The sequence below is a fragment of the Gordonia sp. 34D genome (assembly GCF_056682775.1).
On record NZ_CM155293.1, the window covers coordinates 1,709,614 to 1,735,000 of the forward strand.

23 protein-coding genes and 2 rRNA genes (1 of these 25 cut by a window edge) are annotated in these 25,387 nt (G+C 62.3%); 9 read left to right on the plus strand and 16 right to left on the minus strand.

Translation table 11 applies throughout. The features are described 5' to 3' along the window. The first annotated feature begins 112 nt into the window (after nucleotides 1-112). Both AC1L34_RS07915 and AC1L34_RS07920 read left to right on the plus strand, forming a co-directional pair. Nucleotides 113-511: a transcriptional regulator gene (locus AC1L34_RS07915; RefSeq protein ID WP_424296105.1), complete on the plus strand. Its 399-nt coding sequence runs from the start codon at nucleotides 113-115 to the stop codon at nucleotides 509-511. Nucleotides 512-525: 14 nt separating this feature from the next. After that, the gene (locus tag AC1L34_RS07920; protein ID WP_424296104.1) at nucleotides 526-894 is read left to right on the plus strand and encodes a DUF3817 domain-containing protein; all 369 of its coding nucleotides are present in this window, start codon (nucleotides 526-528) and stop codon (nucleotides 892-894) included. Nucleotides 895-1,004: 110 nt separating this feature from the next. Here AC1L34_RS07920 and rdgB read toward each other — a convergent pair whose 3' ends face one another. From rdgB to clpS, 9 genes are all read right to left on the minus strand, one after another. After that, nucleotides 1,005-1,625 (minus strand): RdgB/HAM1 family non-canonical purine NTP pyrophosphatase, encoded by a 621-nt coding sequence (rdgB, locus tag AC1L34_RS07925; protein WP_424296394.1) that lies wholly within the window; start codon nucleotides 1,623-1,625, stop codon nucleotides 1,005-1,007. Beyond that, entirely contained in the window at nucleotides 1,622-2,380 is a 759-nt protein-coding gene (rph, locus tag AC1L34_RS07930) for a ribonuclease PH (protein WP_424296397.1), read from the minus strand. The genes rdgB and rph overlap by 4 nt, the downstream gene beginning before the upstream one ends. A 77-nt stretch (nucleotides 2,381-2,457) precedes the next feature. Then, nucleotides 2,458-3,231 (minus strand): cyclic nucleotide-degrading phosphodiesterase, encoded by a 774-nt coding sequence (locus AC1L34_RS07935; protein WP_424322310.1) that lies wholly within the window; start codon nucleotides 3,229-3,231, stop codon nucleotides 2,458-2,460. A gap of 167 nt (nucleotides 3,232-3,398) precedes the next feature. Further along, complete coding sequence (gene murD / locus AC1L34_RS07940; protein ID WP_424296402.1) at nucleotides 3,399-4,712, minus strand: UDP-N-acetylmuramoyl-L-alanine--D-glutamate ligase; 1,314 nt, start codon at nucleotides 4,710-4,712, stop codon at nucleotides 3,399-3,401. Next, nucleotides 4,696-5,973 (minus strand): MurL-like N-terminal domain-containing, encoded by a 1,278-nt coding sequence (locus AC1L34_RS07945; RefSeq protein WP_424296403.1) that lies wholly within the window; start codon nucleotides 5,971-5,973, stop codon nucleotides 4,696-4,698. Before AC1L34_RS07945 ends, murD begins: the two co-directional genes overlap by 17 nt. 135 nt (nucleotides 5,974-6,108) lie before the next feature. Continuing rightward, complete coding sequence (locus AC1L34_RS07950; protein WP_424296416.1) at nucleotides 6,109-6,669, minus strand: rhomboid family intramembrane serine protease; 561 nt, start codon at nucleotides 6,667-6,669, stop codon at nucleotides 6,109-6,111. Between the two features lie 111 nt (nucleotides 6,670-6,780). Then, the gene (locus AC1L34_RS07955; RefSeq protein ID WP_424296405.1) at nucleotides 6,781-7,863 is read right to left on the minus strand and encodes a P1 family peptidase; all 1,083 of its coding nucleotides are present in this window, start codon (nucleotides 7,861-7,863) and stop codon (nucleotides 6,781-6,783) included. A 2-nt stretch (nucleotides 7,864-7,865) separates the two neighbouring features. Beyond that, the gene (aosR, locus tag AC1L34_RS07960; RefSeq protein ID WP_424296418.1) at nucleotides 7,866-8,489 is read right to left on the minus strand and encodes an oxidative stress transcriptional regulator AosR; all 624 of its coding nucleotides are present in this window, start codon (nucleotides 8,487-8,489) and stop codon (nucleotides 7,866-7,868) included. Further along, nucleotides 8,489-8,791, minus strand: coding sequence for an ATP-dependent Clp protease adapter ClpS (gene clpS, locus AC1L34_RS07965; RefSeq protein WP_424296407.1), 303 nt, complete (start codon nucleotides 8,789-8,791; stop codon nucleotides 8,489-8,491). Before clpS ends, aosR begins: the two co-directional genes overlap by 1 nt. Before the next feature lie 18 nt (nucleotides 8,792-8,809). Here clpS and AC1L34_RS07970 point away from each other — a divergent pair, with 18 nt between their 5' ends. Genes AC1L34_RS07970 through glgB form a run of 4 tightly spaced genes read left to right on the plus strand, consistent with a single transcriptional unit; the run spans nucleotide 8,810 to nucleotide 14,581 of the window. Continuing rightward, nucleotides 8,810-10,129, plus strand: coding sequence for a nicotinate phosphoribosyltransferase (locus AC1L34_RS07970; protein WP_424296409.1), 1,320 nt, complete (start codon nucleotides 8,810-8,812; stop codon nucleotides 10,127-10,129). Next, the gene (locus tag AC1L34_RS07975; protein ID WP_424296411.1) at nucleotides 10,126-10,740 is read left to right on the plus strand and encodes an isochorismatase family protein; all 615 of its coding nucleotides are present in this window, start codon (nucleotides 10,126-10,128) and stop codon (nucleotides 10,738-10,740) included. The genes AC1L34_RS07970 and AC1L34_RS07975 overlap by 4 nt, the downstream gene beginning before the upstream one ends. After that, nucleotides 10,737-12,743, plus strand: a complete 2,007-nt coding sequence (locus AC1L34_RS07980) for an ATP-dependent DNA helicase (RefSeq protein ID WP_424322309.1) — start codon at nucleotides 10,737-10,739, stop codon at nucleotides 12,741-12,743. Before AC1L34_RS07975 ends, AC1L34_RS07980 begins: the two co-directional genes overlap by 4 nt. Beyond that, nucleotides 12,740-14,581, plus strand: a complete 1,842-nt coding sequence (gene glgB / locus AC1L34_RS07985; protein ID WP_424325518.1) for a 1,4-alpha-glucan branching protein GlgB — start codon at nucleotides 12,740-12,742, stop codon at nucleotides 14,579-14,581. The genes AC1L34_RS07980 and glgB overlap by 4 nt, the downstream gene beginning before the upstream one ends. Before the next feature lie 84 nt (nucleotides 14,582-14,665). Here glgB and AC1L34_RS07990 read toward each other — a convergent pair whose 3' ends face one another. The 3 genes from AC1L34_RS07990 to AC1L34_RS08000 are packed head-to-tail and all read right to left on the minus strand — an operon-like array spanning nucleotide 14,666 to nucleotide 17,168. Beyond that, nucleotides 14,666-15,556 carry a co-chaperone YbbN gene (locus AC1L34_RS07990; RefSeq protein WP_424294952.1) on the minus strand — a complete coding sequence of 297 codons (891 nt, stop codon included), beginning with the start codon at nucleotides 15,554-15,556 and terminating at the stop codon, nucleotides 14,666-14,668. A gap of 44 nt (nucleotides 15,557-15,600) precedes the next feature. Then, on the minus strand, nucleotides 15,601-15,966 hold the full coding sequence (locus AC1L34_RS07995) for a DUF3817 domain-containing protein (RefSeq protein WP_424294954.1): 366 nt from the start codon (nucleotides 15,964-15,966) through the stop codon (nucleotides 15,601-15,603). An 8-nt stretch (nucleotides 15,967-15,974) separates the two neighbouring features. Further along, the gene (locus AC1L34_RS08000; RefSeq protein ID WP_424294944.1) at nucleotides 15,975-17,168 is read right to left on the minus strand and encodes an acetyl-CoA C-acetyltransferase; all 1,194 of its coding nucleotides are present in this window, start codon (nucleotides 17,166-17,168) and stop codon (nucleotides 15,975-15,977) included. 118 nt (nucleotides 17,169-17,286) lie between these two features. Between AC1L34_RS08000 and mce the strand changes: the two genes are divergently transcribed. Both mce and AC1L34_RS08010 read left to right on the plus strand, forming a co-directional pair. Then, on the plus strand, nucleotides 17,287-17,772 hold the full coding sequence (gene mce, locus AC1L34_RS08005; protein ID WP_424323022.1) for a methylmalonyl-CoA epimerase: 486 nt from the start codon (nucleotides 17,287-17,289) through the stop codon (nucleotides 17,770-17,772). A gap of 130 nt (nucleotides 17,773-17,902) precedes the next feature. Continuing rightward, the gene (locus AC1L34_RS08010; RefSeq protein WP_424294948.1) at nucleotides 17,903-18,874 is read left to right on the plus strand and encodes a DivIVA domain-containing protein; all 972 of its coding nucleotides are present in this window, start codon (nucleotides 17,903-17,905) and stop codon (nucleotides 18,872-18,874) included. 39 nt (nucleotides 18,875-18,913) lie between these two features. Here AC1L34_RS08010 and nucS read toward each other — a convergent pair whose 3' ends face one another. Further along, nucleotides 18,914-19,600, minus strand: a complete 687-nt coding sequence (gene nucS, locus AC1L34_RS08015; RefSeq protein ID WP_424294949.1) for an endonuclease NucS — start codon at nucleotides 19,598-19,600, stop codon at nucleotides 18,914-18,916. Nucleotides 19,601-19,692: 92 nt separating this feature from the next. Here nucS and AC1L34_RS08020 point away from each other — a divergent pair, with 92 nt between their 5' ends. Continuing rightward, a complete protein-coding gene (locus tag AC1L34_RS08020) occupies nucleotides 19,693-21,186 on the plus strand; it encodes an NAD-dependent succinate-semialdehyde dehydrogenase (protein WP_424323021.1) in 1,494 nt (497 codons plus the stop codon). 6 nt (nucleotides 21,187-21,192) lie between these two features. Here the strand turns inward: AC1L34_RS08020 and AC1L34_RS08025 are convergent, their stop codons facing one another. The 3 genes from AC1L34_RS08025 to AC1L34_RS08035 form a co-directional block, all read right to left on the minus strand. Next, nucleotides 21,193-22,341 carry a low temperature requirement protein A gene (locus AC1L34_RS08025; protein ID WP_424293347.1) on the minus strand — a complete coding sequence of 383 codons (1,149 nt, stop codon included), beginning with the start codon at nucleotides 22,339-22,341 and terminating at the stop codon, nucleotides 21,193-21,195. A gap of 117 nt (nucleotides 22,342-22,458) precedes the next feature. Next, a 5S ribosomal RNA gene (rrf, locus tag AC1L34_RS08030) occupies nucleotides 22,459-22,575 on the minus strand. Between the two features lie 149 nt (nucleotides 22,576-22,724). Then, nucleotides 22,725-25,387 (minus strand): 23S ribosomal RNA (locus AC1L34_RS08035) (it continues 475 nt past the right edge of the window).

Here is a 25,387-nt window from a genome sequence, read left to right on the forward strand (position 1 = left end):
TCGTTAAGTAAGTTTAGGCTTGGCTAATTTGTACCAGAGTGGTGTCGGATGGCACAGCTTAGGACCGTCGCCGAAGTGGGTTCGTCCCACGCGACCGGGTACCGTCGATTATGTGAACTACTCCCCGACGTCGCCCGGCAAACGACGCCATCGCCCTGCGTTGATCGCGCTCGTTACCGTCGCGGCCATAACCTGCTTGGCACTCGCGTGGTGGCAGTGGAGTCGATACGAGTCAGCTGGCGGCACCGGACAGAACCTCGGATACGCCCTTCAGTGGCCGGCATTCGCGGCCGCTTTCGTGTACGCCTACCGGCGGTTTGTGGTGATGGAGGCCGACCCCGAGGTGGAACGGCGCGGCGAGTTGACGGAGATCCCGGAGGGCATCCTGCCGGAGCGTCCAACGGCCAACGATCCGTCGGTATCCGCGATCGTCGACGCCGCCCCCGACTCGGACCTCGCCGCGTACAACCAATACCTCGCTGAACTCGATAAGAACCCCAAGCGCAAGTGATGAAGGACCCCGACGTGACCGAAACCACCAAGCCGAACGACGCACAGCCCGAGGGCACCGTTACCGCGACCATCCCGCAGATCAAAACTGCACTGTTCCGGTACCGCCTGCTCGCCTGGATCACCGGCGTCTGGCTATTGCTGCTGGTCGCTGAAATGATCGCGAAGTACGGCTTTGACGTCGATGGTTTCGGTTGGGTCGGTATCGCCCACGGCTGGATCTACTTCATCTACCTGATCTGCACCGTCGACTTGGCTATCAAGGTCCGCTGGCCCGTCTCGAAGATCATCACCACCGCTATTGCCGGAACCATCCCGTTCCTGTCGTTCTGGTTCGAGCACATCCGCACCCAGGACGTGAAGAGCACCTTCAAACTCGACTAGGGACGCACGCGCCCCTCTGCTCGTTCTCGCATGATGCGTCGATTCCCGCACTACGTCTGACGTAGTGCGGGAATCGACGCATCATGCGAGAACGAGCAGGGACGGGGTGGCTAGCCGCGGTCGGCGAGCTTGCGCAATGCGGGAACCAACTGCGCGAGGGCCTTGCCGCGGTGGCTCAACGCGTCTTTCTGCTCGGCGGGCAGTTCCGCCGAAGAGCGTCCGGCGGCCATTTCGTCGTCCGGGATAAACAGGGGGTCGTAGCCGAACCCGTTGACGCCGCGAGGATCGCGGAGGATGGTTCCGCGCCACTCCCCTCGCACCACCGTCTCTTCGCCACGCGGGAGCGCAAGAGCGCAGATGGAGACGAAGGCCGCCCCACGACGACCATCGGGCACGTCTCCGAGCTGAGCCAACAGCAATTCGTTGTTAGCAGCGTCGCCCTTGCCGCCACTCCACCGCGCCGACAACACCCCGGGCATCCCGTTAAGCGCATCAACAGCCAGACCCGAGTCGTCGGCCAGCGACGGCAGCCCCGTCATCTCGACGGCTTTCCGGGCTTTGATCAGCGCATTCTCTTCAAACGTTGCGCCATCTTCAACCGGCTCCGGGTACGGTGCGACGTCGCCGAGACCCAAGACCTCGAGACCGGTAATCCCCGCTGCCTCGACGACGCGCCGCAATTCCGCAAGCTTCTTGGCGTTGCCGGAAGCGAGGAGGATCTGCGCGGTCACTTCTCGCTACCCGGAAGGGTTCCCGGGTACGGCTGCGCCAACACTTCGTTCTGCGCGGAGACGATCTGCTCAATACCGGCAGCGGCAACGTCGAGCATCTTGTCGAGGGTGGCACGCGAGTACGTGGCGCCTTCGCCGGTGCCTTGAACCTCGACGAGGGTTCCGGCATCGGTGGCGACAACGTTCATGTCGACCTCGGCGCGCGAATCTTCTTCATACGGAAGGTCGAGGCGCACACGACCGTCGACGACACCCACGCTGACCGCGGCAATGACGGTCGAGAGTGGCTGCGGGTCGGCGAGCTTGCCTGCCGCACCGAGGTAGGTGACGGCGTCAGCAAGGGCCACGTACGCACCGGTGATGGCTGCGGTGCGGGTTCCGCCGTCGGCCTGCAGCACATCACAGTCGATGGCGATGGTGTTCTCGCCGAGGGCGGCGAGGTCGATGCAGGCGCGGAGTGAGCGGCCGATGAGGCGGCTGATCTCATGGGTGCGGCCACCAATCTTGCCGCGCACCGATTCACGCTTGGAGCGCTCGTGCGTGGCGGCCGGAAGCATCGAGTACTCGGCGGTGAGCCAGCCGAGGCCCGAACCGCGACGCCACGACGGCACGCCTTCGGTGACGCTGGCCGTACACATCACCCGGGTGTTACCGAACTCAACCAGCACCGAACCTGCCGGATGAGAGGTGAAGCCGCGAGTGAACTTGATCGGTCGAAGCTGGTCGTCGGTCCTGCCGTCTGCTCGTAAAGTCACGCCTCGACCTTATCCGAAGCCCAGCCTTTCGACTGGTGAGGGACAGCCCGAACTCGTCGTTCACCCGCGTTCGGTGCCTAGATCGGCTTGCGGACCTCGATGACCTGGCCCTGGTGGACCAACTGCAGGGGGCCCGCGTAGGCGGCGGAAGCTTCGTCCAAAATGGCGTCGGCGTCGGTCCAGGGGACGATGTGTGTCAACGCCAGGGATCGGACTTTCGCCCGCGTAGCGATTTGACCGGCCTCCAGACCGGACAGGTGCAGTCCCTCAGGCCGAACTCCGGGTGCATGCGTCCACGATGCCTCGCACAGGAAGAGGTCGGCGTCGCGAGCCAATTCGACCGCCGCATCGCAAATCCCGGTGTCACCGCTATAGACAAGGACTTCCCCGTCGGGGCCGGTGATCCGGAAACCGAACGTGCACGGTGGATGCATCAGCTTGAAAGGCTCGACGATCAGTCCGTGAACTTCGACGACCTCCCGGTCGGTCCACTCGCGAATGTCGTACGTGTCCGACAGATCGTCAATTTCGCCAGCATATTCCGACGAGGCGGCACCCAAGCGCAGAGCCGTACCGGTGGGGCCATACAGCAGCGACCGTTCGGTCGCGGGGACTGGCGACCACCGGCGCCACACCAGCATTGCCGGAATGTCGAGGCAGTGATCGGCATGCAAATGGCTAAGCAGCACGGCGACCTCGTTGGGGTTGGCGTGCGTGAGAAGCTCTCCGAATACGCCGTGCCCGCAGTCGAGCAGGACCGGAGGGTAGCCATCTGCTTGAACGAGATACCCCGAGCAAGCCGCACCGGGACCATTCACGCTTCCCGAACAACCGAGTACCGTCAACCGCATGGCACACACTCTGCCATGTCGCAATCGCTCCTCGTCATTAAACCTCCCGTTGTCGGCACCGGCATAGCCGTCCCCAGTCTCGGCACACGACGATGAGACGACACAAAGATGACGACTTCGCTACTGTCGCAATCTATTCCGACTATCCGACGGTGCCGGCCGCGGGTTCAGCGGAGGGAGTCGATGGCGGCAACGTACTCCGCAGACTTCTGTTCGTAGTTGGCATACGCGTCGTAGCTCGGCGCGCCGGGAGAAAGCAGGACCACGTCGACGTCCGCCTGGGCCGCGAACTGAACCGCGGCCTCCAGGTCCGACACCGGGTGGACTCGCGACGGGAATTGCGCCGCGAACTTCTCGCCAATCTTGGCCCCATTGGACGGGATTTGGATGAGCTCGACCTTCCGCGCCTCCGACAGCAGGTATTCGTCGAGCAGTTCGTAGGAGATGCCGCGATCCAGCCCACCGACGATGAGGGCGACCTCCGCGTCGTCCGGCATTGCCGACAGCGCCGCGACAACGCTATCGGCAGTCGTGGCTAGCGTGTCGTCGATCCACACCCGCCCACCTGCTTCTCGCACCCGCTCCAACCGGTGCGGAAGCGCAGCAAAGGTTTCGATGGCATCGCGAATTTCGTCCGTCGATAGGCGCCGGCCAAGTACGGACTCGGCGGCCAGCACAGCTAATTGACCGTTTCGACGGTTGTGCCGATGCTGGAACGGCGAATACGGGCTGATGGACTCCGACGTGGGCCACCGGTCCACAACGGCTTCCTCGGTCACGATCACTTCGGGGAATGCCAGTGGCGGTCCGTCGATGCGCCGCAGGGTGTCGAGTGCGGCACTTTCGCAGACCAAAACCGCCGCGCCCGCATCGAACAGCCGCGCCTTCGCACGGTGATATTCGTGCACGTCACCGTGCCAATCAAGGTGGTCCTCACCAAGGTTGGTCACGACCGCCACGCGCGGCGATCGATTGATGACTGCACACTGCTGACTTGAGACCTCGGCGACCACAAATCGGTCCGAGTCCGGCACGTCGAGCAGTGGCACACCGATGTTTCCGGCCAGGTCGGCCTGCGATCCCAGCCGGGTAAGTACGTGGGCGAGGAACGTCGCTGTGGTGCTCTTCCCCTTTGTGCCGGTGATTCCTATCGTCCGCGACCACTCCGACGACAGGAAGAGGTCGGTAGCCGAGGTCACCGCAACTTGCGACGACCGCAGTGACCGCAGGACCGGGTGCAGCCACGGGATTCCCGGGCTCACAAAGACGATGTCGCAGGTGGTCAACCGATCGAGGTACTCGTCGCCAACCAGCAGACAGACCGTCTCATCCAGGGACGTGTCGGGCCCGGCTTTCGCGTCAACGACCGTTACTGCCGACGCACCGGCGGCCACAGCTGCGGCCGCGACTGCTCGCCCTTCACGGCCGAACCCCCAGACTCCAACATGACGTCCTTCCAGGACCTCACGGTAAGAGGGCATTAAATACTCCCGCGAACTCGTCCGGCACATTTCCCGATCCGATGATCGAGGTCCTGCGGGCGGCGATTGTTTCCAGGCTCGTCCGTTCGGTCGCCAGGGCTGCAACTACCGAATCCGACGCCCAGTCGGCCGAATCCAAGAGATCGACAAATGCCTCGGCGACCTCGGAGTAGTCACCGACGCACTCGAATGGCTTGTGCTTTTCAAGCCCGGCGAGTTCTCGATACAGGTCGAGATTGGCCGAGGTATCGAGCAGGTTCGCGGCGAAGATTCCGACGAGCCGTTCTTTAGGAATTCGCGGCGCGAGAATGACAAAGACGAAGAGGCACTTTGGACACTCGCCACACCATCGTGAGCGACGGCGAGACGGATCCAGCGCAAACGAACGGTTACAGCTCACAAAGACGTCGAAGTATTCGACGCACTCACTGAACCGATTCGCAATTTCCGATTCCGGGAGGGCACGGAGAAGTGAGAAATAGCGGTTGCTATCGAAGCCGTAGCCGGCCAGCGTCGCCCGGAGGAGATCTTCGTAAACGATGCTCTTGGACCACTGGTGATTGACGTTGAACCCGTGCCACACAAGGTTCTCAATGTCGGCCGACTGCTCATTCGACATAATGACCGATCCGAGCCCAAGTAGATCGGCGGCGACGAGCGCCACGCAACTATTGATGGCCGTGACTGGAATATGCCCGTTGTACGCACCAGCCTTGTTCAAGTCCGTCATGGCGGCATCAATGCGACGGCGGACGTGGATCGATCCCAGACCACTCACCGCGATGCAGTCATCAATCGGCTGATACCGGTTGACGCTGAACAGGACCGGGGTCCAACCGCCGGACTTCAGCGCCTCGATGGTTACGACCGAGTCTTTGCCGCCACCAACGGCCACGAGCGGTTGCGCCGTCCCGTTCCACGAGTCGATGACCCGTTCGGCAGGTGCCCGCTCCGATCGGACCTCGATGACCGGGGTCAACGCGGCGGGAAGGTCGTTGACGTACGCAAACTCGCCCAATCCCCCCTCAATTACCTGGCGAAGGTACTCAACCTCGAAGGGCGCCACGGGGAAGTCCACCACGATCCGAGGCGGGGCCGCCAACTTGTAGTAGCTGACGCACGCGGTGATCGCCAGGAGTTGGGCGAGTCGATCGTCGATGACCCGATCGGGGTCGGAACCGTCGCCGATCTCACTGAAATCGAAAGTCTCGGTAAACGAGATGTCCGACCCCGGGTTGATACTCGCGAGGGTGTAACTCACCAGGAGCACTCGATTTTGAATCTCGTACCCGGACAGAATCAATGAATTGTATTCAGTCGGGGAGAATGCGTGAGCAGAATCCACCTGGCGACTATATCACGGGCAAATCTGCCCGGAACGGCCCGTAAGCTGGGACTATGCCGCGTTTGGCTGCGGCTTCTTGGGTCTCATCAGCCAAGCTGCCAGCACGCCACCGGCCGCGCCAAACAGGTGGCCCTGCCACGAAACGCCCCCACCTTGGGGCAGTATGCCCCACAAGATTCCGCCGTAAACGGCGAACAAGACGACGCCTCCCAGCACCTGCCAGACATTGCGGTTGAACAACCCCCGCACCAGCAGGTAGGCGAGCCAGCCGAAGATGATCCCGGATGCGCCGATCGTGACCGACCCCGATGGTGCCGTCAACCAGACACCGAAACCACTGATCACCCACACGATGACCGTCACCACCACAAAACGACGCGCCATCAGCAGCAGGAAACCGAGAATCACGCCGGGAAGCAAGTTGCCGAACAGGTGCGCAAAGTCGGTATGCAAGAACGGCGCCCAGAGAATGCCGTCGAGTCCGGACACCTGCCGCGGAACGATGCCGTCCTGGTTGAGGTCGTAGTTCATCACCGCATCGACAGACTCGATCACCACGAGCAGGACAGCAATCCCGGCCATGATGATGCCCGACCGCTGCCATCGCGGCATCGGCTTGTTGTCGATCGAGTGACCTCCGGACGGGACGGGATCGCCGGGGTTGGTCGGCAGCGGGAAGCCGCTGGTCATAGGTGCCCTTTCTGAAGGCAGTCCGGGAAAGTTCTACTCCCCGAAAGCAGAGAACAAGATGTCCCGGTAAGCGGGGATGCCTGCAACACTCGTTGCCGCGACAACCGCCGACACGATCGCGCGTTGCACCACTGTCGCCGACACCTCGGCCAGTGCTGCGACGATAGCTGTGTCGGGGTCCATGCCCGGCGGCACGACCACCGCGGCCTCCGGATCGGCGCTCTTCTCCCCCGTGGCCACGGCAAACAGTGTGTCACCGTCGAGTGGTGAGTGCGCAGGCCGAATCGCTCGTGCCAGTCCGTCGTGTCCAGACATGGCTAGGCGTGCAGTACTGGCGACAGAGAGCGTCGCGTCGGTCGCGATGACGCCAATGGTCGTGTTGAGGACGGTGCCCTTGGCGGTCAGCTCGGCAAGCTTCTTGATCTCCAACTGTTTCGGCGCATGGAGGCGGTGCACATCGAGGTCGTCGGCGCCCCACGGCAATCCGGTCGTGGGGTCGACGACACCCCCGACCGGGTTGGCGACGACCAGGGCACCGACCGTGAGTCCGCGCGCCGGACCGTCACCGATGGTGATCGACGCGGTCCCGACGCCGCCCTTTAGCGCTCCGGCACGGGCCCCCACCCCCGCTCCCACGGACCCGACCGTGAAGTCGCGTCGGGCATCAGCCAACGCCAGCGCACCAAAGTCCGCGGTCGGTCGGTTTTCCCACCGCCCGACGGGAAGGTCGAAGATGACCGCTGCCGGGACGATCGGCACCACGTGGCCTTGCAGGTCCATCGGCAATCCGATGCCCGCTGATTCCAGTCCCAGCATCACTCCGTCGGCCGCGGCGAGACCGTAGGCGCTGCCGCCGGTCAGGACGATCGCGTCGGCACCGCGCACCGTATTCACCGGATCTAACAGGTCAGTTTCGCGGGTTCCTGGGCCCCCGCCGCGCACGTCGACGGCGGTCGTAGCGCCGCGCGGCAGGGTCACCACCGTGGTGCCGGTGGCCCAACCGCTGCCGGGTTCGGCGGACGTCGCGAGAGTGACGTCATCGTCCAGGCGATGATGGTGCCCCACGGCAATCCCGTTGACATCGGTGATCCGATTGCCCGCGTGCGATCCCGTCATGGCTACCAGGCGCCCCATTCCTGTGTTGGATCTTCCGGCTGAGTCCACTCTGCGGACATCAACGCGTCCACCAGCAGTCCCTGCACCACCGACAGCCAGTCATAGACGTCTTGGTGTGCTGCGTGCGGGTGATCTGGCGGAATGTTCGACGGATGGTCAGAGATGCCGAGCATCGCGCCCAACGCCAGTCGGATGTCGGTGAGCGCTGCGAGCCAGCGATCTGCTTGCGCTTCGGTGAGGGCCACATCGCCGCCCTCGGCGGGCAGTGTCTCAAGCACGGTGCGCGCCGCCTCGAGTTTGGCATCGATAATCTTCGGCTCATTGACACTTCGTAAGCCGCCGTTGAGGTCGGAGGCAATGGGTCCGGCGGTAAGTTCGGACTCCTGGTCGGGTCGGTGAAAGTCCGGCAGTAGGCGGCCCAACGTCACGTCGTCGGGTGCATCGGTGTGACCGGTGACGATCCCCGTTAACGTCGACAGTTCGTCGCGCGGTGCCGTTTCGGCTCGCTCGGTGAGCAGGTCGGTAATCGATTCGACCATCGATGCCAGCAACTGGCATTCGTAAACTTCGAGGTTTGAGCAGATGCGGACGTCATCGCCCGCACCCGTTCGTCGCCAAGTCCGCATCAGGAATCGTGCTGCATTGTCGCCCACAGTCCGGCCGCATGCAGTTTGCGGACGTCACCTTCCATGGCGGTGCGGTCGCCGCTGGAGACGACGGCCTTGCCTTCGGTATGCACCTGCATCATCAAGGCTTTCGACTTCTCCTCCGAATAACCGAAAATCTTCTGGAAGACGTAGGCCACGTAATTCATCAGATTTACCGGGTCATCCCAGACCAAAGTTACCCATGGACGGTCTTGCACCGTCTCCGGCTCAGCCACCGCGGTACCGGTGCTTGTACCTGGTGTCGCCTCTTCGAGCGCCATGAGTAATAGGGTAGCGAAGTGACCACTACTGCGCTGCTGACCGACCAATACGAACTGACCATGGTGTCGGCGGCACTCCGTGCCGGAACCGCAAATCGCTCCTGTGTGTTCGAGGCCTTCGCCAGGCGCCTACCCGACGGCCGTCGCTACGGCGTCGTCGCAGGTACTGGCCGAGTTCTCGACGCCGTGGAGAAGTTCCGGTTCGGCGACGCAGAACTCGCCGCCCTGGATGGAATCGTCGACTCCGACACCATTGGATGGCTCGCCGACTACCGCTTTCGCGGTGAGATCGACGGCTACCGCGAAGGTGAACTGTACTTCCCCGGATCACCGATCTTGACCGTGCGCGGCGGCTTTGCCGAGGCGGTGATCTTGGAGACAGTGGTCTTGTCGATCCTCAACCACGACAGCGCGATCGCTTCCGCCGCCGCTCGCATGGTCAATGCGGCCGCGGGTCGCCCCATCATCGAGATGGGCAGCCGACGCACCCACGAACAGGCTGCGGTCGCCGCCTCGCGCGCTGCTTACCTCGCGGGCGTCAACGCCACCAGCAACCTGGAGGCGGCCCGGACGTACGGCGTCCCGAGCGCGGGCACCGCGGCACACTCGTTCACCCTGCTGTTTGCACAGCCGGACGGGAGCGACGAGCGTGCCGCCTTCGCCGCCCAGGTAGAGGCACTCGGCACCGAAACGACCCTGCTCGTCGATACCTACGACATCACCACCGGAGTCAAGAACGCTATCGAAGTAGCCGGTACCGAACTCGGTGCCGTGCGCATCGACTCCGGAGATCTCGGCGTGCTCGCCCGGCAGGTCCGCCAGCAACTCGACGACCTTGGCGCACACAAAACGCAGATCGTCGTCTCGGGCGATCTCGACGAATACGCGATCGCCTCGCTGCGCGCCGAGCCCGTCGACCTGTACGGCGTCGGTACCTCCGTCGTCACCGGTAGCGGTTCCCCCACCGCGGGCATGGTTTACAAACTGGTCGAGGTCGACGGCGTTCCCGTCGCGAAGCGGTCGAGCCGCAAAGAAAGCCACGGCGGGGAAAAACGAGCGGTCCGTGCGGCCCGCTCCACCGGCACCATCGTCGAAGAAATCTTGGTCCGCGCCAGCAACTCCCAAGCGCCCGTGTCCGGCACTGCCGGGCTCGACGTCACTGAGATGCAGATCCCGCTGGTCCGTGACGGCGAACGCGTACCTGGATTGCCTACACTGGAGGAGTCTCGCCGGTACCTCGCACGCGGTCTCGTGACCTTGCCGTGGGAAGGTCTCGGGCTCAGCCACGGCGACCCGGCGATCCCCACCCGCTACTTGAACGAACCGGAGTCTCGATGACCGACCAGCAGTCCGCTGCTCGCAAATGCGCGCTGATCGTCGTCGACGTTCAAAACGATTTCTGCGAGGGCGGGTCGCTTGCCGTCGCTGGCGGTGCCGCCGTTGCGGCCGCAGTTAATGCGTTGCCCGGCGACTATCCGCTGGTGGTCGCCACTCGCGACTACCACGTCGACCCCGGCGCACACTTCTCCGACAATCCTGATTTCGTCGATACCTGGCCGCCGCACTGCCGCGTTGGAACTGTCGGCGCGGACTTTCATCCGAATTTGAGCACCGCCCCGGTCCAGGCGATCTTCTCAAAGGGCGAATACACCGCTGCCTACTCCGGCTTTGAAGGGGTCAACGAAGCGGGAACATCTCTCGCGGACTGGCTCAACGAGCAGGGTGCCACCGACGTCGATGTGGTCGGGATCGCCACTGACCACTGTGTCCGTGCAACTGCCGTCGACGCTGCCGCCGCAGGCTTCACCACCCGTGTGCTTTTGTCGTACACGGCCGCCGTGGCCGAACCGACCACCAAGACCGCACTCGCCCAACTACACGCGGCCGGTGTGGAGCTGATCGGGTCGGTACCCGGTGGGGCGTCGACGACGGATGCTCCCGCAGAGTGAGCCTCCCTGACGTTCCTGAACTCCTCTCCGACGCCGTCACCGCGCTTGGCGGTGCGCCGCGAGAGGGCCAACTCGCGATGGCCGAAGCTGTCGGCGAAGCCATCGCGAACAACCATCACCTCGCGGTCCAGGCTGGCACGGGCACCGGAAAATCGTTGGCATACCTGGTGCCTTCATTGCGGCACGCCGTCGACTCGGGCGAGACAGTAGTCGTCTCTACCGCGACCATTGCCCTGCAACGTCAGCTCACCGAGCGGGACCTCCCTCGTCTCGCGTCCGCGTTGACCAAACCGCTGAAGTCCGAACCGACCTTCGCGATCCTCAAAGGCCGCGCCAACTACCTGTGCCTCAACAAACTGCATGCCGGTGTCGCCGACGACGATCCGAACACCGAATTGTTCGATGCCTTCGACCTGTCACGGATGGGTCGCGAAGTCACTCGCCTGCGAGAATGGTCGTCGGACACCGAAACTGGCGACCGCGACGACCTTTCCCCCGGTGTCAGCGACCAATCGTGGCGCCAGGTGTCGGTTTCGTCCCGTGAATGCATCGGTGCCGCGACCTGTCCCTACGGTGAAGACTGCTTTGCTGAGCTGGCCCGTAAGAAAGCTGGCGATTCTGACATCATCGTCACCAATCACGCGATGCTCGCCATCGACGCGATGAGCCCGGCGACGATCCTGCCCGAGCACAGAGTCGTCGTGATTGACGAAGCACACGAGTTGGTCGATCGGATCACGTCGGTCACCACCGAGGAGGTGTCGGCCGCCAACGTCTCGCAGGTATCGCGCAGGCTCGGCAAGCTGATCGACGACGACACCGCCAGTGCCCTCGTTACCGCGGGCGAGCAGTTGGAACTGCTGCTCGACGATTCCGCCGAAGGTGAATGGATTCGTCTGCCAAGCGGAGCACCGGAGATCCTCGCATCGCTCCGCGACCGCCTGTGGAATGCGCGCAACGCCGTCGGACCAGCACCGTCCGCGGCGGCCGACCCCGAGGCAGCGGCCGCCCGCCAAATGGCACTGTCGGCGACCGACTCGCTGCACGACACCGTCGTCCGCATCCTCACCATGTTTGAGCAACGCGACATCCCCAAGCGTCACGACGTGGTGTGGCTGTCGGAGGATCGCCTCCGCAACACCACCCGGCGAGTCCTGCGGATCGCGCCCCTATCGGTGGCCGGACTGCTGCGGACCTCCCTCTTCACCGATTCCACCGTCATCCTGACCTCAGCCACCCTGACGATCGGTGGCAACTTCGACGCCCTCGCCCGCACCTGGGGCCTACCCGCACACGGTGGGGATAAGAAAGACGTCGAAGCCGCCGGTTGGCGCGGTATGGACGCTGGCAGCCCTTTCGACTACCCGAAATCTGCGATCCTGTACGTCGGCAAGCACCTTCGACCGCCCGGCCGCGACGGCATCGCCGACAGCACGCTTGACGAAATGGTCGACCTGATGAACGCCGCCGGCGGTCGTACCCTCGGGCTCTTTTCCTCCATGCGTGCTGCCAAAGAGGCGACCGAGAAACTCCGCGAGCGCGTTGGGTTCCCCATCCTCTGCCAGGGCGACGATGCGACGTCAGCACTGGTGGAGAAATTTGCTGCCGACGAGGCAACCTGCCTGTTCGGCACCCTGTCACTGTGGCAGGGCGTGGACGTACCCGGCCCATCGTTGCGCTTAGTGATGATCGACCGAATTCCGTTCCCCCGGCCCGACGACCCGTTGCTTTCGGCACGACAGCGCGAGGTCGACGCAAACGGTGGAAACGGTTTCCTCACGGTGTCGGCGAACCATGCCGCACTGCTGCTGGCGCAGGGCGCTGGACGCCTGCTGCGCTCCACCAGCGACCGCGGCGTCGTCGCCGTTCTCGATTCGCGACTGGCCACGGCCCGCTACGGCGGCTACCTGCTGGCGAGTCTGCCGCCCTTCTGGCGGACCACAGACCCGAAGGCCGTGCGTTCGGCCCTGTCACGACTCACCACCGGGGCCGCGCAGTCGTGACTCCACTGTGGGAACGGCTCGGTGCGCACGTTGGCCCGGCCGGGACCGTCTTCTCGGTATGGGCACCCAATGCTCGTGCGGTCACCGTCTTCGGTGATTTCGACGACTGGGTGGCCGTCGACTACCCCATGGATCGTGGGCCGGACGGCGTGTGGACCGCGGTGATCGAGCAGGCACGTCAAGGAATGGCATATAAGTTCCGGATTGTCGGAGCCGACGGCCTGGTGCGGGACAAGGCGGACCCCCTCGCTCGCGCCGCCCAGTTGCCTCCCGAGACGGCGTCGGTTATCGCAGGCGAATCGGCGTTCACCTGGACTGACGCAGCGTGGACTGTGGCACGTCCAACGCGCCGTCCCGAAGCCGAGCCCATGTCGATCTATGAAATGCACTTGGGGTCGTGGCGGATCGGCGACCAGTTCGGCAGCCTCGGCTACCGCGACATCGCTGTTCCGCTTGCCGACTACCTGCACAGTCACGGGTTCACGCATGTGCAGTTGATGCCAATCACCGAACACCCCTACGGCGGGTCGTGGGGATATCAAGTGGGTTCCTACTTTGCGTGCAGCGGCCGCTGGGGGTCGGCGGACGACTTCCGTTTCCTCGTCGACCATCTGCATGCCAGCGGCATCGGTGTCCTGCTTGACTGGGTACCCGCCCACTTCCCGAAGGATCCGTTCGCGCTCGGTGAATTCGACGGCACGCCACTCTACGAGCACGCCGATCCGCTGCGCCGTGAACAGCCTGATTGGGGCACTTATGCGTTCAACCTCGGGCGGTCCGAGGTGCGCGACTTCCTGATCGCGAGCGCCGTCTACTGGTGTCGGGAGTTCCACCTCGATGGCCTGCGCGTCGACGCCGTCGCCTCGATGCTGTACCTCGACTACTCGCGCGGTGACGGCCAGTGGCGACCTAATTCACGGGGCACCCACGAGAACGACGAGGCCGTCGACTTTCTCCGAGACCTCAACGACGCTGTCCGAGACGCCTGCCCCGGCGCCATCATGATCGCCGAGGAATCCACCACGTGGCCGGGCGTGACGACGCCGACGAACCGTGGCGGGCTCGGATTCGATTTCAAGTGGAATCTGGGCTGGATGCACGACCTGCTGTCGTTTGTCGCGCTCGCCCCCGACCAGCGGTCACAACTCCAAGAGCACGTCGCGTTCGGTCTAACTCATGCCAGCGCGGAGCGCTACATTCTGCCGATCAGCCACGACGAGGTGGTGCACGGCAAGGGCACCTTGATCTCTCGCATGCCGACCGGCGTCGACCGTGCCGCGCACGTCAGGCTCACCTTGGCCTTCCAGTGGGCACATCCGGGGAAGAAGCTGTTGTTCATGGGTCAGGAGTTCGGCCAGGTCCGCGAATGGGCCGACGATCGCTGCCTCGATTGGGACGCTGCCGACCGCGGACTCGCGCTAGCGGTCGGCGATCTCGCTCGCCTTCACGCGGAGTTGCCTGCGCTGCACGCGATGGACACCGACGCCCGCGGTTTCGCGTGGCTCGACGCCACCGACACCCGGAACACTGTCATCGGATTTCTACGCCGAGCTGACGAGCATGCGAACACTGACGGCCAGGTGGTGGCGTGCGTGTTCAACTTCTCCGACCGTGACCTGTACGACTACCGTCTGGGCTTTCCAGTCGCCGGGCCGTGGCGTGAAATCCTCAATACCGGGGCCCTCGAATACGGTGGCCACGGCGTCGGGAACCTGGGTCGCATCGTCGTCGACGAAGTCCCCAGCCATGGCCGCCCCTACAGTGCGGCCCTCACCCTTCCCGCCGCCTCGGCCGTGTTCTTCACCCCAGCAACACCCCCGGCCGCTGTTCTCGCATGATGCGTCGATTCCCGCACTATGTCTGACATAGTGCGGGAATCGACGCATCATGCGAGAGCGCGGGGCTCACCGGTACGGGGTGCCCTAGTACAGGGCGGTCGCGAGCTTGCGCCGTGCTGCCACGACGAAGGGCTCGGCGGGGTCGAACAATTCGAAAAGTTCTAACAGACGTGCTCGCGCCTTGGTGCGGTCGTCGTCGCGGGTGACCTTGATGAGGTCGATGATTCGGTCGAACGCTGCCTCTGGCCGCTGACCCAGGAGCAGTACGTCGGCAGCCGCCAACTGACCGTCGACGTCGCCAGCTTCCGCGCTACCCACAATTGACGGATCGTGTGCCTGCGCCCGCATGACGAACTCCAGGTTTCGGACCGCCGCCGCGGCCTCCACATTGCCAGGCTCCTCAGCGACGATCGCACGGTAGGCATTAAGCGCACCATCCATATCGCCAGCGTCCATCAACCCTTCGGCAGCCACCATCCGCGGATCGTCGTCAGGCTCGGCGGCCGCACCCGCACCACCGCCGTCGGGCAGCATGTGTGCGGTCTTGGCGATGATGTCGTCAATCCAGGCGCGGATCTGCTCTTCCGGTTGCGCGCCATTGAACGCGGTCACCGGCTGCCCGGCAACCATGGCGATCACCATCGGTACTGACTGCACACCAAACGCCTGGGCGATGCCGGGGCTGGCGTCCACATCAACTCGGGCCAGCGTCCACTGCCCTCCAGCAGCGGTGGCCAACCGAGCAAGCACTGGCGACAACTGCGCCGACGGCTCAGCCCACGCCGCCCAAAGATCAACGACGACGAGCTGGCTCATCGACCGTTCGACGATGTCGCTTTCGAAATTGGACTCGACAACGTCGATGACGGCCGGGGCACTTCGGCCCGGAACCGACGAAGGAGCGGGCCGCGTCGCAGCTGCACGCTGCGCTTCGGCCCGCTCCTTGAGCACTTGCAAATCTACTGCTCCGGTCATCGCCATTGCGGCGCTTCCGGACATGGGAAGTCGCGAAGGTCTACTCACACATTCAGTGTGTCACGATCCTCCGGCACGCTGAACTCGGTACTGGACAGTTCGCCCAGATGCCCATTCTTTTTGGCCCACCATTCGAAGATGATGCTGAAGAACGGTGGCAGCGACGCAATCAGCGCCAGGCCCAAGACCTTCACGTCCCAGTTCAGTGCGCGAGCAGCGAGCAGGGCGAGAATGACGTAAGCGATGAACGCGACACCGTGCAGCATGCCGGGGACCATGGTCGCCGAATCGATGCCTGCGCCGTACTTGATGCCCATGCCGATCAGCAAAAGGCCCCAGGTGATCGCTTCGATGACAGCAATGAAGCGGAATCGCTTGGCCGGGGTGGAGAGATCAAAAAAGCTGTTCATTGAGAAGTTCACGCCTTCGGGACTCGGATGATGAGTGCGTCGCCCTGGCCACCGGCACCGCACAGTGCGGCAACGCCGACGCCGCCTCCGCGGCGGGCCAGTTCGAGCGCGAGATGCAACGTGATGCGGGCGCCGGAAGTGCCGATCGGGTGGCCGAGCGCAATGCCACCACCGTTAACGTTCACCTTTTCCGGGTCGACACCGAGATCACGAGTCGATGCCAGACCGACGACAGCGAACGCCTCGTTGATTTCGAGCAGATCGAGGTCGGTCGGGGCAATTCCCTCACGCTCACACGCCTTCTTGATGGCGTTGGCGGGCTGCAACTGCAGCGAGGAGTCGGGGCCTGCGACAACACCGTGCGAGCCGATCTCGGCCAGCCAGGTCAACCCAAGCTCTTCAGCCTTGGCCTTGCTCATCACGACCACGGCTGCGGCACCGTCAGAGATCTGCGACGAGTTGCCTGCGGTGATGGTGCCGCCCTTGCGGAACGCTGCCCGCAGCCCGGACAGCGACTCTGCGGTCGTGTCGGCGCGAACACCTTCATCGGCGACGAAGTTCACCGGGTCACCCTTGCGCTGCGGAACCGGCACGGGAACGATCTCATTGTCGAAAGTCCCGTTGGCGATGGCCTCGGCGGCGAGTCGGTGGCTACGGGCCGAGAACTCATCCTGCTGCTCGCGGGTGAAGCCGTTGTCGTCGTTGCCCTGCTCGGTGAGGCCACCCATCGGCTGATCGGTGAACGCATCGTGCAGCCCGTCGAACGCCATGTGGTCGACGAGTTCAGTGTTGCCGTACTTGAAACCGCCACGGCTTCCGGGCAGCACGTGCGGTGCCTGCGTCATGGATTCCATACCGCCAGCAACGACGACGTCGAACTCGCCTGCGCGGATCAACTGGTCGGCGAGGGCGATCGAGTCGATGCCCGAAAGGCACATCTTGTTGATTGACAGCGCAGGCACGTCCCACGGGACGCCAGCCTTGACGGCAGCCTGACGCGCAGGCATTTGTCCGGCGCCGGCGGTCAGAACCTGGCCCATGATGACGTAATCGACGACGGCCGGGTCAACACCGCCCCGTTCGAGGGCCCCCTTGATGGCGATCGCGCCGAGATCAACGGCGGAGAAGTCTTTCAGAGACCCCATCAGTCGTCCCTGCGCGGTGCGCGCGCCGGATACGATCACAGTGGTGTTGTCGGACATGAATCAGCTCCTTGGCGTTGGCAGCGTCCATCCAATCGAACTACGACGCAGACGCTGCTGTCTTACTCGGGGCAGCCGTAATGAGCGCCCCGCCTGCTAATAACGCTACCGTTATGGCATGAGCAACTCCGCATCAAATGACGTGACAAACCCCACCGCGAGCGGACCGATGGCAGCGATCGGTGACCTTGTGACCACCGTCGACCATGTCGGCATCGCTGTTCCCGACCTTGACGTGGCAGCCGCCTGGTGGCTCGACAACCTTGGTTTCGTTAATCAGCACGAGGAGATCAACGAGGAGCAAGGCGTGCGGGAGGCCATGATTGGCCCCGCTGGCGGCGAAACGATGATCCAACTGCTGGCGCCACTCAATGAGGCGTCGACGATCGCCAAGTTCATCGATCGCAGCGGCCCCGGCCTGCAGCAACTGGCGGTGCGCGTGACCGACCTCGACGAGGTCGCCAAGCGTCTGACCTCGGCGGGTGTGCGCCTGCTGTACCCGGCGGCCAAGCGTGGCACGGCCGATTCGCGGATCAACTTTGTGCACCCGAAGGATGCTGGCGGCGTCCTCCTGGAACTGGTTGAGCCTGCCGCTGGTCACTGATTTCATCGCAGGATGCGGGCGGTTTCCACGGATTGGTCGCCCGCATCCTGATCGGTTCGTTATCAATCTGCAGCCAACACCCCGCGCCAGGTCCTGAGTAATCCGGCTCACTCGCCCTAGACTGGCTCGCATGTCAGCCCCTGGACATCGCCAAAGCCCCTTCCCCATCGTCATGCGCGGTTACGACCGCGATCAGGTCACCGATCACTTGCGGCGGCTCGATGCCGAATTGCGCATGATGGCCTCCGACCGTGATTCTGCACACGCCAGTGCCGAGGATTTGCAGGGTCGGCTCGACGACGCACGGCACCGGATCCGTGATCTGCAAGACGAAGTGAACGTCTTGTCTGTTCCGCCGACGACGGTCGCCGGGATGACCGATCGCGTCTCCCGCATGTTGCAATTGGCGACCGACGAAGCCAGCGAAGTTCGGGCGAACGCCCGCGATGAGGCCGATGAGCGCCTCTCGGTAGCTCGGCAAGAAGCCGAAGACATTCGATCCGAGGCCGCCGCGGCGTCCGTTCGGACCAAGGAATTGGCGCAGGATCACGCCGACGCCATCATCACGGACGCCGAAGAGCGCGCCGCGAAAATCGACGCCGAAGCCAAGCAACGCGAGCAGCAGTCCCAACGCGATCAAGAGTCTGCCCGTGAACGCGCCAACGAAATTATCGCCGCTGCCGAACGCGATGCTGCCAGCCTGCGGGGGTCGGCCCACAGCATCGCGATGGCCCGATTGGGACGATCCCGCGAACTCGCATCGTCGGCGAAAGACGCGCACACCCAGATCTTGGATCATCTCGCAGCACTGCGCGAACACATCACCAATCTCCCCGATGCCCTAGCGCTGTCGGACGAGGAACTCGACCTGGTGTCTCTCACCGAGAGCGACGATCTTGCTCTTCTCAATCGCAACTTGGTTGGTCGCGATCGATTTACCACGACTGATGATTCTTCCTCGGGTGAAGCATCAGAGCAGACCGACGTCCTCGACGCCATCGACAACGAGTACGGGGACGACAGCTTTGGGGACGACAAGTTCTTGGGCGGCCTGTTCGGCTCGGCGGCGAAAAAAGAAGACGACGATCAAGCGACCGCCTAACAAGGCCCCGCAGGGCCCGCCAGGAACAATTCAGGTCCGCTAAAACAGCTTAAATTCGTTGTTCTCGGTGCCGCGAAGCTTCTCGTAATCGAGAGTGACGCACCGAATTCCGCGGTCGTTGGCGAGGGTTTTGGCCTGCGGTTTGATTGCTTGTGCGGCGAAGATCCCAGCGACCGGGGCAATTGTGGCGTCACGGTTCAGGAGCTCCAGGTAGCGGGTCAGCTGTTCCACACCATCGATTTCGCCGCGACGTTTAATTTCGACGGCGACAGTCTGCCCATCGGCGTCGCGGCACAGGATATCGACCGGTCCGATGGCCGTCATGTATTCACGTCGAATCAACGTGTAGCCCGCACCGAGCGTCTCAATGTGTTCGGCGAGCAGTTCCTGCAGGTGTGCCTCAACACCGTCTTTCACAAGCCCGGGATCTAACCCCAGTTCGTGGCTCGAATCGAGGTGGAACTCCGCGATCGTGATGCGCAGTTGTTCACCGGCCTTGTTCTCCACGACCCACACGGCCTTGACGTCGTCTTTGCCTTCTGGCGCTGGTTCCTCGGCGAGCCAGCACGGTGGACTCATCCAGTTCAGCGGCTTGTAGGCACGGTCGTCGGCATGGATACTGACGGACCCGTCGGATTTCACCAGCAGCAGGCGCTTGGCCATCGGCAGGTGTGAGGTGAGGCGACCAACATAGTCGACTTTGCAATCAGCAATTACGAGACGCACACCGCGAGTCTAGTGGAGCCCTCCGACAGTTTCCTCGGCCAGTCCGTCCGCGGGGCCCCGGCACCCTTGATACGGGACTACCCTCGGGACTCATGAGCGAGCGCACCGTATCTCAGACTGAACTACCCGACGCTGCTGCAACTTTGCTGGCCGATGTGCCGACCCAATTGTGGGTGGCTGGCGTCGAACGCCCGGCTTCGGATGGCTCGACGTTCGACGTCATCAATCCCGCTACCGGCAGTGTTCTAGCGACCGTTAGCAATGCCACCGTCGACGACGGAATCGCAGCTCTCGACGCTGCCGAGGCGGCTGCCGAGACTTGGGCCAACACCCCTCCACGCGAGCGCGGCGAGATCCTTCGGCGCACCTTCGACCTGATCACCGCGAGGCGCGACGACTTTGCTCTCCTCATGACCCTCGAGATGGGTAAAACCATCCCGGAGAGCCTCGCGGAAGTTTCGTACGGCGCCGAGTTCTTCCGATGGTTTTCCGAGGAGGCGGCCCGGATTAACGGCCGTGTCACCACTGCCCCGGCAGGTAACGGACAGATCGTGGTTACCAAGCAGCCGGTGGGAATCTGCTTGGCAATTACTCCGTGGAACTTCCCCCTCGCGATGGGAACCAGGAAGATTGGTGCCGCCTTGGCTGCTGGCTGCACGATGGTCGTCAAGCCGTCCGAGGACACTCCCCTCACCACCATGCTGCTTATGAAAATCATGGCCGAGGCGGGCCTACCGGCGGGTGTCCTCGCGGCTATCCCAACGGTGCGGGCACCGGAGGTCGTCGCGGCAGTGATGGACGACCCGCGCCTACGTAAGGTCTCGTTCACCGGTTCCACACAGGTCGGCAGCGCTTTGCTCGCGCAGGCCGCGAAGCATGTGTTGCGAACATCTATGGAACTCGGGGGAAATGCGCCCTTCCTGGTGTTCGAGGACGCCGACCTCGATGCCGCAGTTGAAGGCGCGATGAGCGCGAAACTCCGCAATGGCGGTGAGGCCTGCACGGCCGCCAATCGGCTCTTGGTCCAAGAGTCGGTGCGCGAAGAATTCACCCGTAAGCTCACCGCCCGGATTGCCGCGATGAAGGTTGGCCCGGGCTGGGACGAGGCGTCGCAACTTGGCCCCATCATCAACGACCGTCAGCGCACGCGGATGGCCGCCCTGGTCGAGGACGCCGTCGCCAAGGGCGCGCAAGTCCATACTGGCGGTACATCGCTGCCGGGCGATGGTTTCTACTACGCTCCTACCGTCATCGACCGCATTCCGCAGGGGTCTGACATCTTGACGCAGGAAATCTTCGGCCCCATCGCCACCATCGTCAGTTTCGACACCGAAGAGGAAGCACTGCGACTTGCGAACGACACCGAGTATGGGCTGGCGGCGTACTTCTATTCCACCGATCTGTCCCGAGTTCAACGAGTCTCAAGCAGGCTTCAAGCTGGCATGGTCGGAGTTAATCGTGGTGTGGTGTCCGATCCCGCTGCGCCGTTCGGCGGCATCAAGCAATCAGGCCTCGGCTCCGAAGGCGGGTCTGAGGGGATCGGCGAATACTTGAATACGAAGTACGTGGCGCTCCCGCCCGTTTAGTCGCCGCTACAGGTATTGCCCGTGTTGGCCGGCCCTGACGCCAATGACGTCGTCGGCAATGATGATGGCATAGACAAAGATCAGAATGCTGACGAGTTGCATCCAGACGCCACCATAGACGCCGATCGGAATTGTGAAGGCAGCTATCGCCGCGGCGAGGAGCCTGGTCCAAGGTCGGGGTAGACGTAAAACTATCCGGAACAGCGTTTGACCCATCATGTAGAGGGCAACACCACCAGACAGTGCGACGGCTTGGGGCCAGGAAGCGTGGCTACCGGAGTGCGAGATCGTCATGCCGAGGCCGGCAGCAGTGAACAGGACACCCAGCAGCATTGGCACGAAGGCATAACCATAGGCAAGCAGTGCCGGTCGGTTTCGCTGCACGACAGGAAGCGATTCCAACGCGTGGCGGCCCTGCTCGTCGTCGACGCCGAAGAATGACCACCACAGCACATAGCAGATTGCCAGACCCAGCCCGACGTCGATGAAGAAGGCTAGGTCCATCTCCATCCCTGCGAGACTGGCACCGATCGCCACGATCGACTCGCCGATGGCGATGATAAGAACCCCGCCGTGTCGCTCACTGTAATGCCCGGGTCGGACAACGAATCCGTCGACCGATCGTGAACGTCGAGACGGCCCGATGATGAGAACGAGTACCGCCGTCGCCCACAGGAGATAGCTGAGTGGCGAACTTGCGTATCCGCCGGCAACCACCAGAAGCGAAGCCCCGAGATTGAGCGGCAAGATCTGCATTACGGCTTGAGCTGACGATGGCCCTCCCGATACCCGGAAGAGGAGTCCGTGGATTAACGTGACCCCCAGGAACGCCCACCCGAACACAAGTCCGCGGCCTTCCACAGCATCTGGCACCGCTAGCGCAACGATAAAGAACCCGAACATCCCCACCATGAGGGCCGAGCGCCGCCCTGTGGTCGACGGTGCGATCTCGTTTGTCAGCCACACGTAACCGCTATACATCCACCAGGCGATCATGAAGATCAACGAAACTTCTCCAGCGGTCTTCCAACTGGGAGCGACGCTGAATGAATGTGTTAGCTGGGTGATGGTGAAGACGAAGACAAGGTCGAAAAACAACTCGAGGGTCGACGCGCTCCCCTGTCCACCGAGGTCCGCCTCGTCGAGTTCCGTCATCTTGGCAGCCTAGCCGTCATTCGCGGAATACGGCGGGAAGTGCAGGCACGGCTACTTTGGCTGCAAATGAGTCAAGCCCCCGAACCATTGCTGGTTCGGGGGCTTGGCTTAAATTGTGTTCGGCGGTGACCTACTCTCCCACACCCATTACAGTGCAGTACCATCGGCGCAGGTGGGCTTAGCTTCCGGGTTCGGAATGGGACCGGGCGTTTCCCCACCGCTATAGCCGCCGTAACTCTATGAAACTGTCCGACCAACCCCAGCTTTGACCGCTCACGCGGTCAACACACGGGTTGGTGTGTTGTTTCAGAGGTGCATAGTGGATACGCGTATCACGTGTGTCTTCAACTTTCGACTCACACACATTTAAAATGGTGAGTGTTGTTGGTAAGTCCTCGGCCGATTAGTACCAGTCACCTGAACACATTGCTGTGCTTACAGTTCTGGCCTATCAACCCCATAGTCTGTAGGGGGCCTTACCCCACCCGAAGGTGGGTGAGAAACCTCATCTTGGAACAGGCTTCCCGCTTAGATGCTTTCAGCGGTTATCCCTTCCGAACGTAGCTAACCAGCAGTGCTCCTGGCGGAACAACTGGCACACCAGAGGTTCGTCCGTCCCGGTCCTCTCGTACTAGGGACAGGTTTCCTCAAGTTTCTAGACGCGCGCGGCGGATAGAGACCGAACTGTCTCACGACGTTCTAAACCCAGCTCGCGTGCCGCTTTAATGGGCGAACAGCCCAACCCTTGGGACCTACTCCAGCCCCAGGATGCGACGAGCCGACATCGAGGTGCCAAACCATCCCGTCGATATGGACTCTTGGGGAAGATCAGCCTGTTATCCCCGGGGTACCTTTTATCCGTTGAGCGACACCGCTTCCACTTGCCGGTGCCGGATCACTAGTCCCGACTTTCGTCCCTGCTCGACATGTACGTCTCACAGTCAAGCTCCCTTGTGCACTTACACTCAACACCTGATTGCCATCCAGGCTGAGGGAACCTTTGGGCGCCTCCGTTACATTTTAGGAGGCAACCGCCCCAGTTAAACTACCCACCAGGCACTGTCCCTGAACCAGATCATGGTCCGAGGTTAGAAGCCCAATACGATCAGAGTGGTATTTCAACAACGACTCCACCAACACTAGCGTGCCAGCTTCACAGTCTCCCACCTATCCTACACAAACCGCACCGAACACCAATACCAAGCTATAGTGAAGGTCCCGGGGTCTTTTCGTCCTGCCGCGCGTAACGAGCATCTTTACTCGTACTGCAATTTCGCCGAGCCTGTGGTTGAGACAGCAGAGAAGTCGTTACGCCATTCGTGCAGGTCGGAACTTACCCGACAAGGAATTTCGCTACCTTAGGATGGTTATAGTTACCACCGCCGTTTACTGGGGCTTAAATTCTCAGCTTCACCAACAAAGTTGATTAACCGGTCCTCTTAACCTTCCAGCACCGGGCAGGCGTCAGTCCGTATACATCGTCTTACGACTTCGCACGGACCTGTGTTTTTAGTAAACAGTCGCTTCTCTCTGGTCTCTGCGACCACCACCAGCTCCAGACGTCAAGTCCTTCACCAATCGTGGTCCCCCTTCTCCCGAAGTTACGGGGGTAATTTGCCGAGTTCCTTAACCACAGTTCACTCGATCGCCTTAGTATTCTCTACCTGACCACCTGTGTCGGTTTGGGGTACGGGCCGTGTACCAACTCACTAGAGGCTTTTCTCGACAGCATAGGATCACTGAATTCGCCTCAACGGCTACGCATCACCTCTCAGGATATATAAGACACGGATTTGCCTATGCCTTTCCCTACAGGCTTACACCAACTATTCCATCAGTTGGCCCAGCTACCTTCCTGCGTCACCCCATCGCTTGACTACTACACCCAAGGTCCCATGCAGCCATCCCCAGAGAAATCCGAAGAAATCAAAGAAGACTTTTGGATGGTTAGTACAGATGATTCATCATTGGGCGCGGATACACGGGTACGGGAATATCAACCCGTTGTCCATCGACTACGCCTGTCGGCCTCGCCTTAGGTCCCGACTCACCCTGGGCGGATTAACCTGGCCCAGGAACCCTTGGTCATCCGGCGGACAAGTTTCTCACTTGTCTTTCGCTACTCATGCCTGCATTCTCACTCCCACACCCTCCACAGCTAGATCACTCCGCTGCTTCCATGGATGCAGGACGCTCCCCTACCCACCCACACCACTAGACAAGCTCCCGCAGGAACAAGCCGATGTAATATGTGAGTGCCGCGGCTTCGGCGGTGTACTTGAGCCCCGCTAAATTGTCGGCGCAGAATCACTTGACCAGTGAGCTATTACGCACTCTTTCAAGGGTGGCTGCTTCTAAGCCAACCTCCTGGTTGTCTCAGCGATCCCACATCCTTTTCCACTTAGTACACGCTTAGGGGCCTTAGCCGGCGATCTGGGCTGTTTCCCTCTCGACTACGAAGCTTATCCCCCGCAGTCTCACTGCCACGCTCTCACTTACTGGCATTCGGAGTTTGGCTGACGTCAGTAACCTAGTAGGGCCCATCGGCCATCCAGTAGCTCTACCTCCAGTAAGAAACACGCAACGCTGCACCTAAATGCATTTCGGGGAGAACCAGCTATCACGGAGTTTGATTGGCCTTTCACCCCTACCCACAACTCATCCCCTCCATTTTCAACTGAAGTGGGTTCGGGCCTCCACAAAGTCTTACCTCTGCTTCACCCTGGCCATGGGTAGATCACTCCGCTTCGGGTCTAGACCCAGCGACTCAAACGCCCTATTCAGACTCGCTTTCGCTACGGCTACCCCACACGGGTTAACCTTGCCACTGAGCACTAACTCGCAGGCTCATTCTTCAAAAGGCACGCCATCACCCCCACACCAAAGTGTCGGAAGCTCTGACGGATTGTAAGCGCTCGGTTTCAGGTACTATTTCACTCCCCTCCCGGGGTACTTTTCACCTTTCCCTCACGGTACTAGTCCGCTATCGGTCACCAGAGAGTATTTAGGCTTACCGGGTGGTCCCGGCAGATTCACAGCAGATTCC

What these genes read in the sequence shown, in the direction of transcription:
- AC1L34_RS07935 (WP_424322310.1), bottom strand. Translation starts at nt 3,231, where the DNA reads ATGCGGTTGACGGTACTCGGTTGTTCGGGAAGCGTGAATGGTCCCGGT.
- murD (WP_424296402.1), bottom strand. Translation starts at nt 4,712, where the DNA reads ATGCCCTCTTACCGTGAGGTCCTGGAAGGACGTCATGTTGGAGTCTGG.
- AC1L34_RS07950 (WP_424296416.1), bottom strand. Translation starts at nt 6,669, where the DNA reads ATGCCGCGATGGCAGCGGTCGGGCATCATCATGGCCGGGATTGCTGTC.
- AC1L34_RS07955 (WP_424296405.1), bottom strand. Translation starts at nt 7,863, where the DNA reads ATGACGGGATCGCACGCGGGCAATCGGATCACCGATGTCAACGGGATT.
- aosR (WP_424296418.1), bottom strand. Translation starts at nt 8,489, where the DNA reads ATGCGGACTTGGCGACGAACGGGTGCGGGCGATGACGTCCGCATCTGC.
- clpS (WP_424296407.1), bottom strand. Translation starts at nt 8,791, where the DNA reads ATGGCGCTCGAAGAGGCGACACCAGGTACAAGCACCGGTACCGCGGTG.
- AC1L34_RS07975 (WP_424296411.1), top strand. Translation starts at nt 10,126, where the DNA reads ATGACCGACCAGCAGTCCGCTGCTCGCAAATGCGCGCTGATCGTCGTC.
- AC1L34_RS07990 (WP_424294952.1), bottom strand. Translation starts at nt 15,556, where the DNA reads ATGACCGGAGCAGTAGATTTGCAAGTGCTCAAGGAGCGGGCCGAAGCG.
- AC1L34_RS07995 (WP_424294954.1), bottom strand. Translation starts at nt 15,966, where the DNA reads ATGAACAGCTTTTTTGATCTCTCCACCCCGGCCAAGCGATTCCGCTTC.
- AC1L34_RS08000 (WP_424294944.1), bottom strand. Translation starts at nt 17,168, where the DNA reads ATGTCCGACAACACCACTGTGATCGTATCCGGCGCGCGCACCGCGCAG.
- mce (WP_424323022.1), top strand. Translation starts at nt 17,287, where the DNA reads ATGAGCAACTCCGCATCAAATGACGTGACAAACCCCACCGCGAGCGGA.
- AC1L34_RS08010 (WP_424294948.1), top strand. Translation starts at nt 17,903, where the DNA reads ATGTCAGCCCCTGGACATCGCCAAAGCCCCTTCCCCATCGTCATGCGC.
- AC1L34_RS08020 (WP_424323021.1), top strand. Translation starts at nt 19,693, where the DNA reads ATGAGCGAGCGCACCGTATCTCAGACTGAACTACCCGACGCTGCTGCA.
- AC1L34_RS08025 (WP_424293347.1), bottom strand. Translation starts at nt 22,341, where the DNA reads ATGACGGAACTCGACGAGGCGGACCTCGGTGGACAGGGGAGCGCGTCG.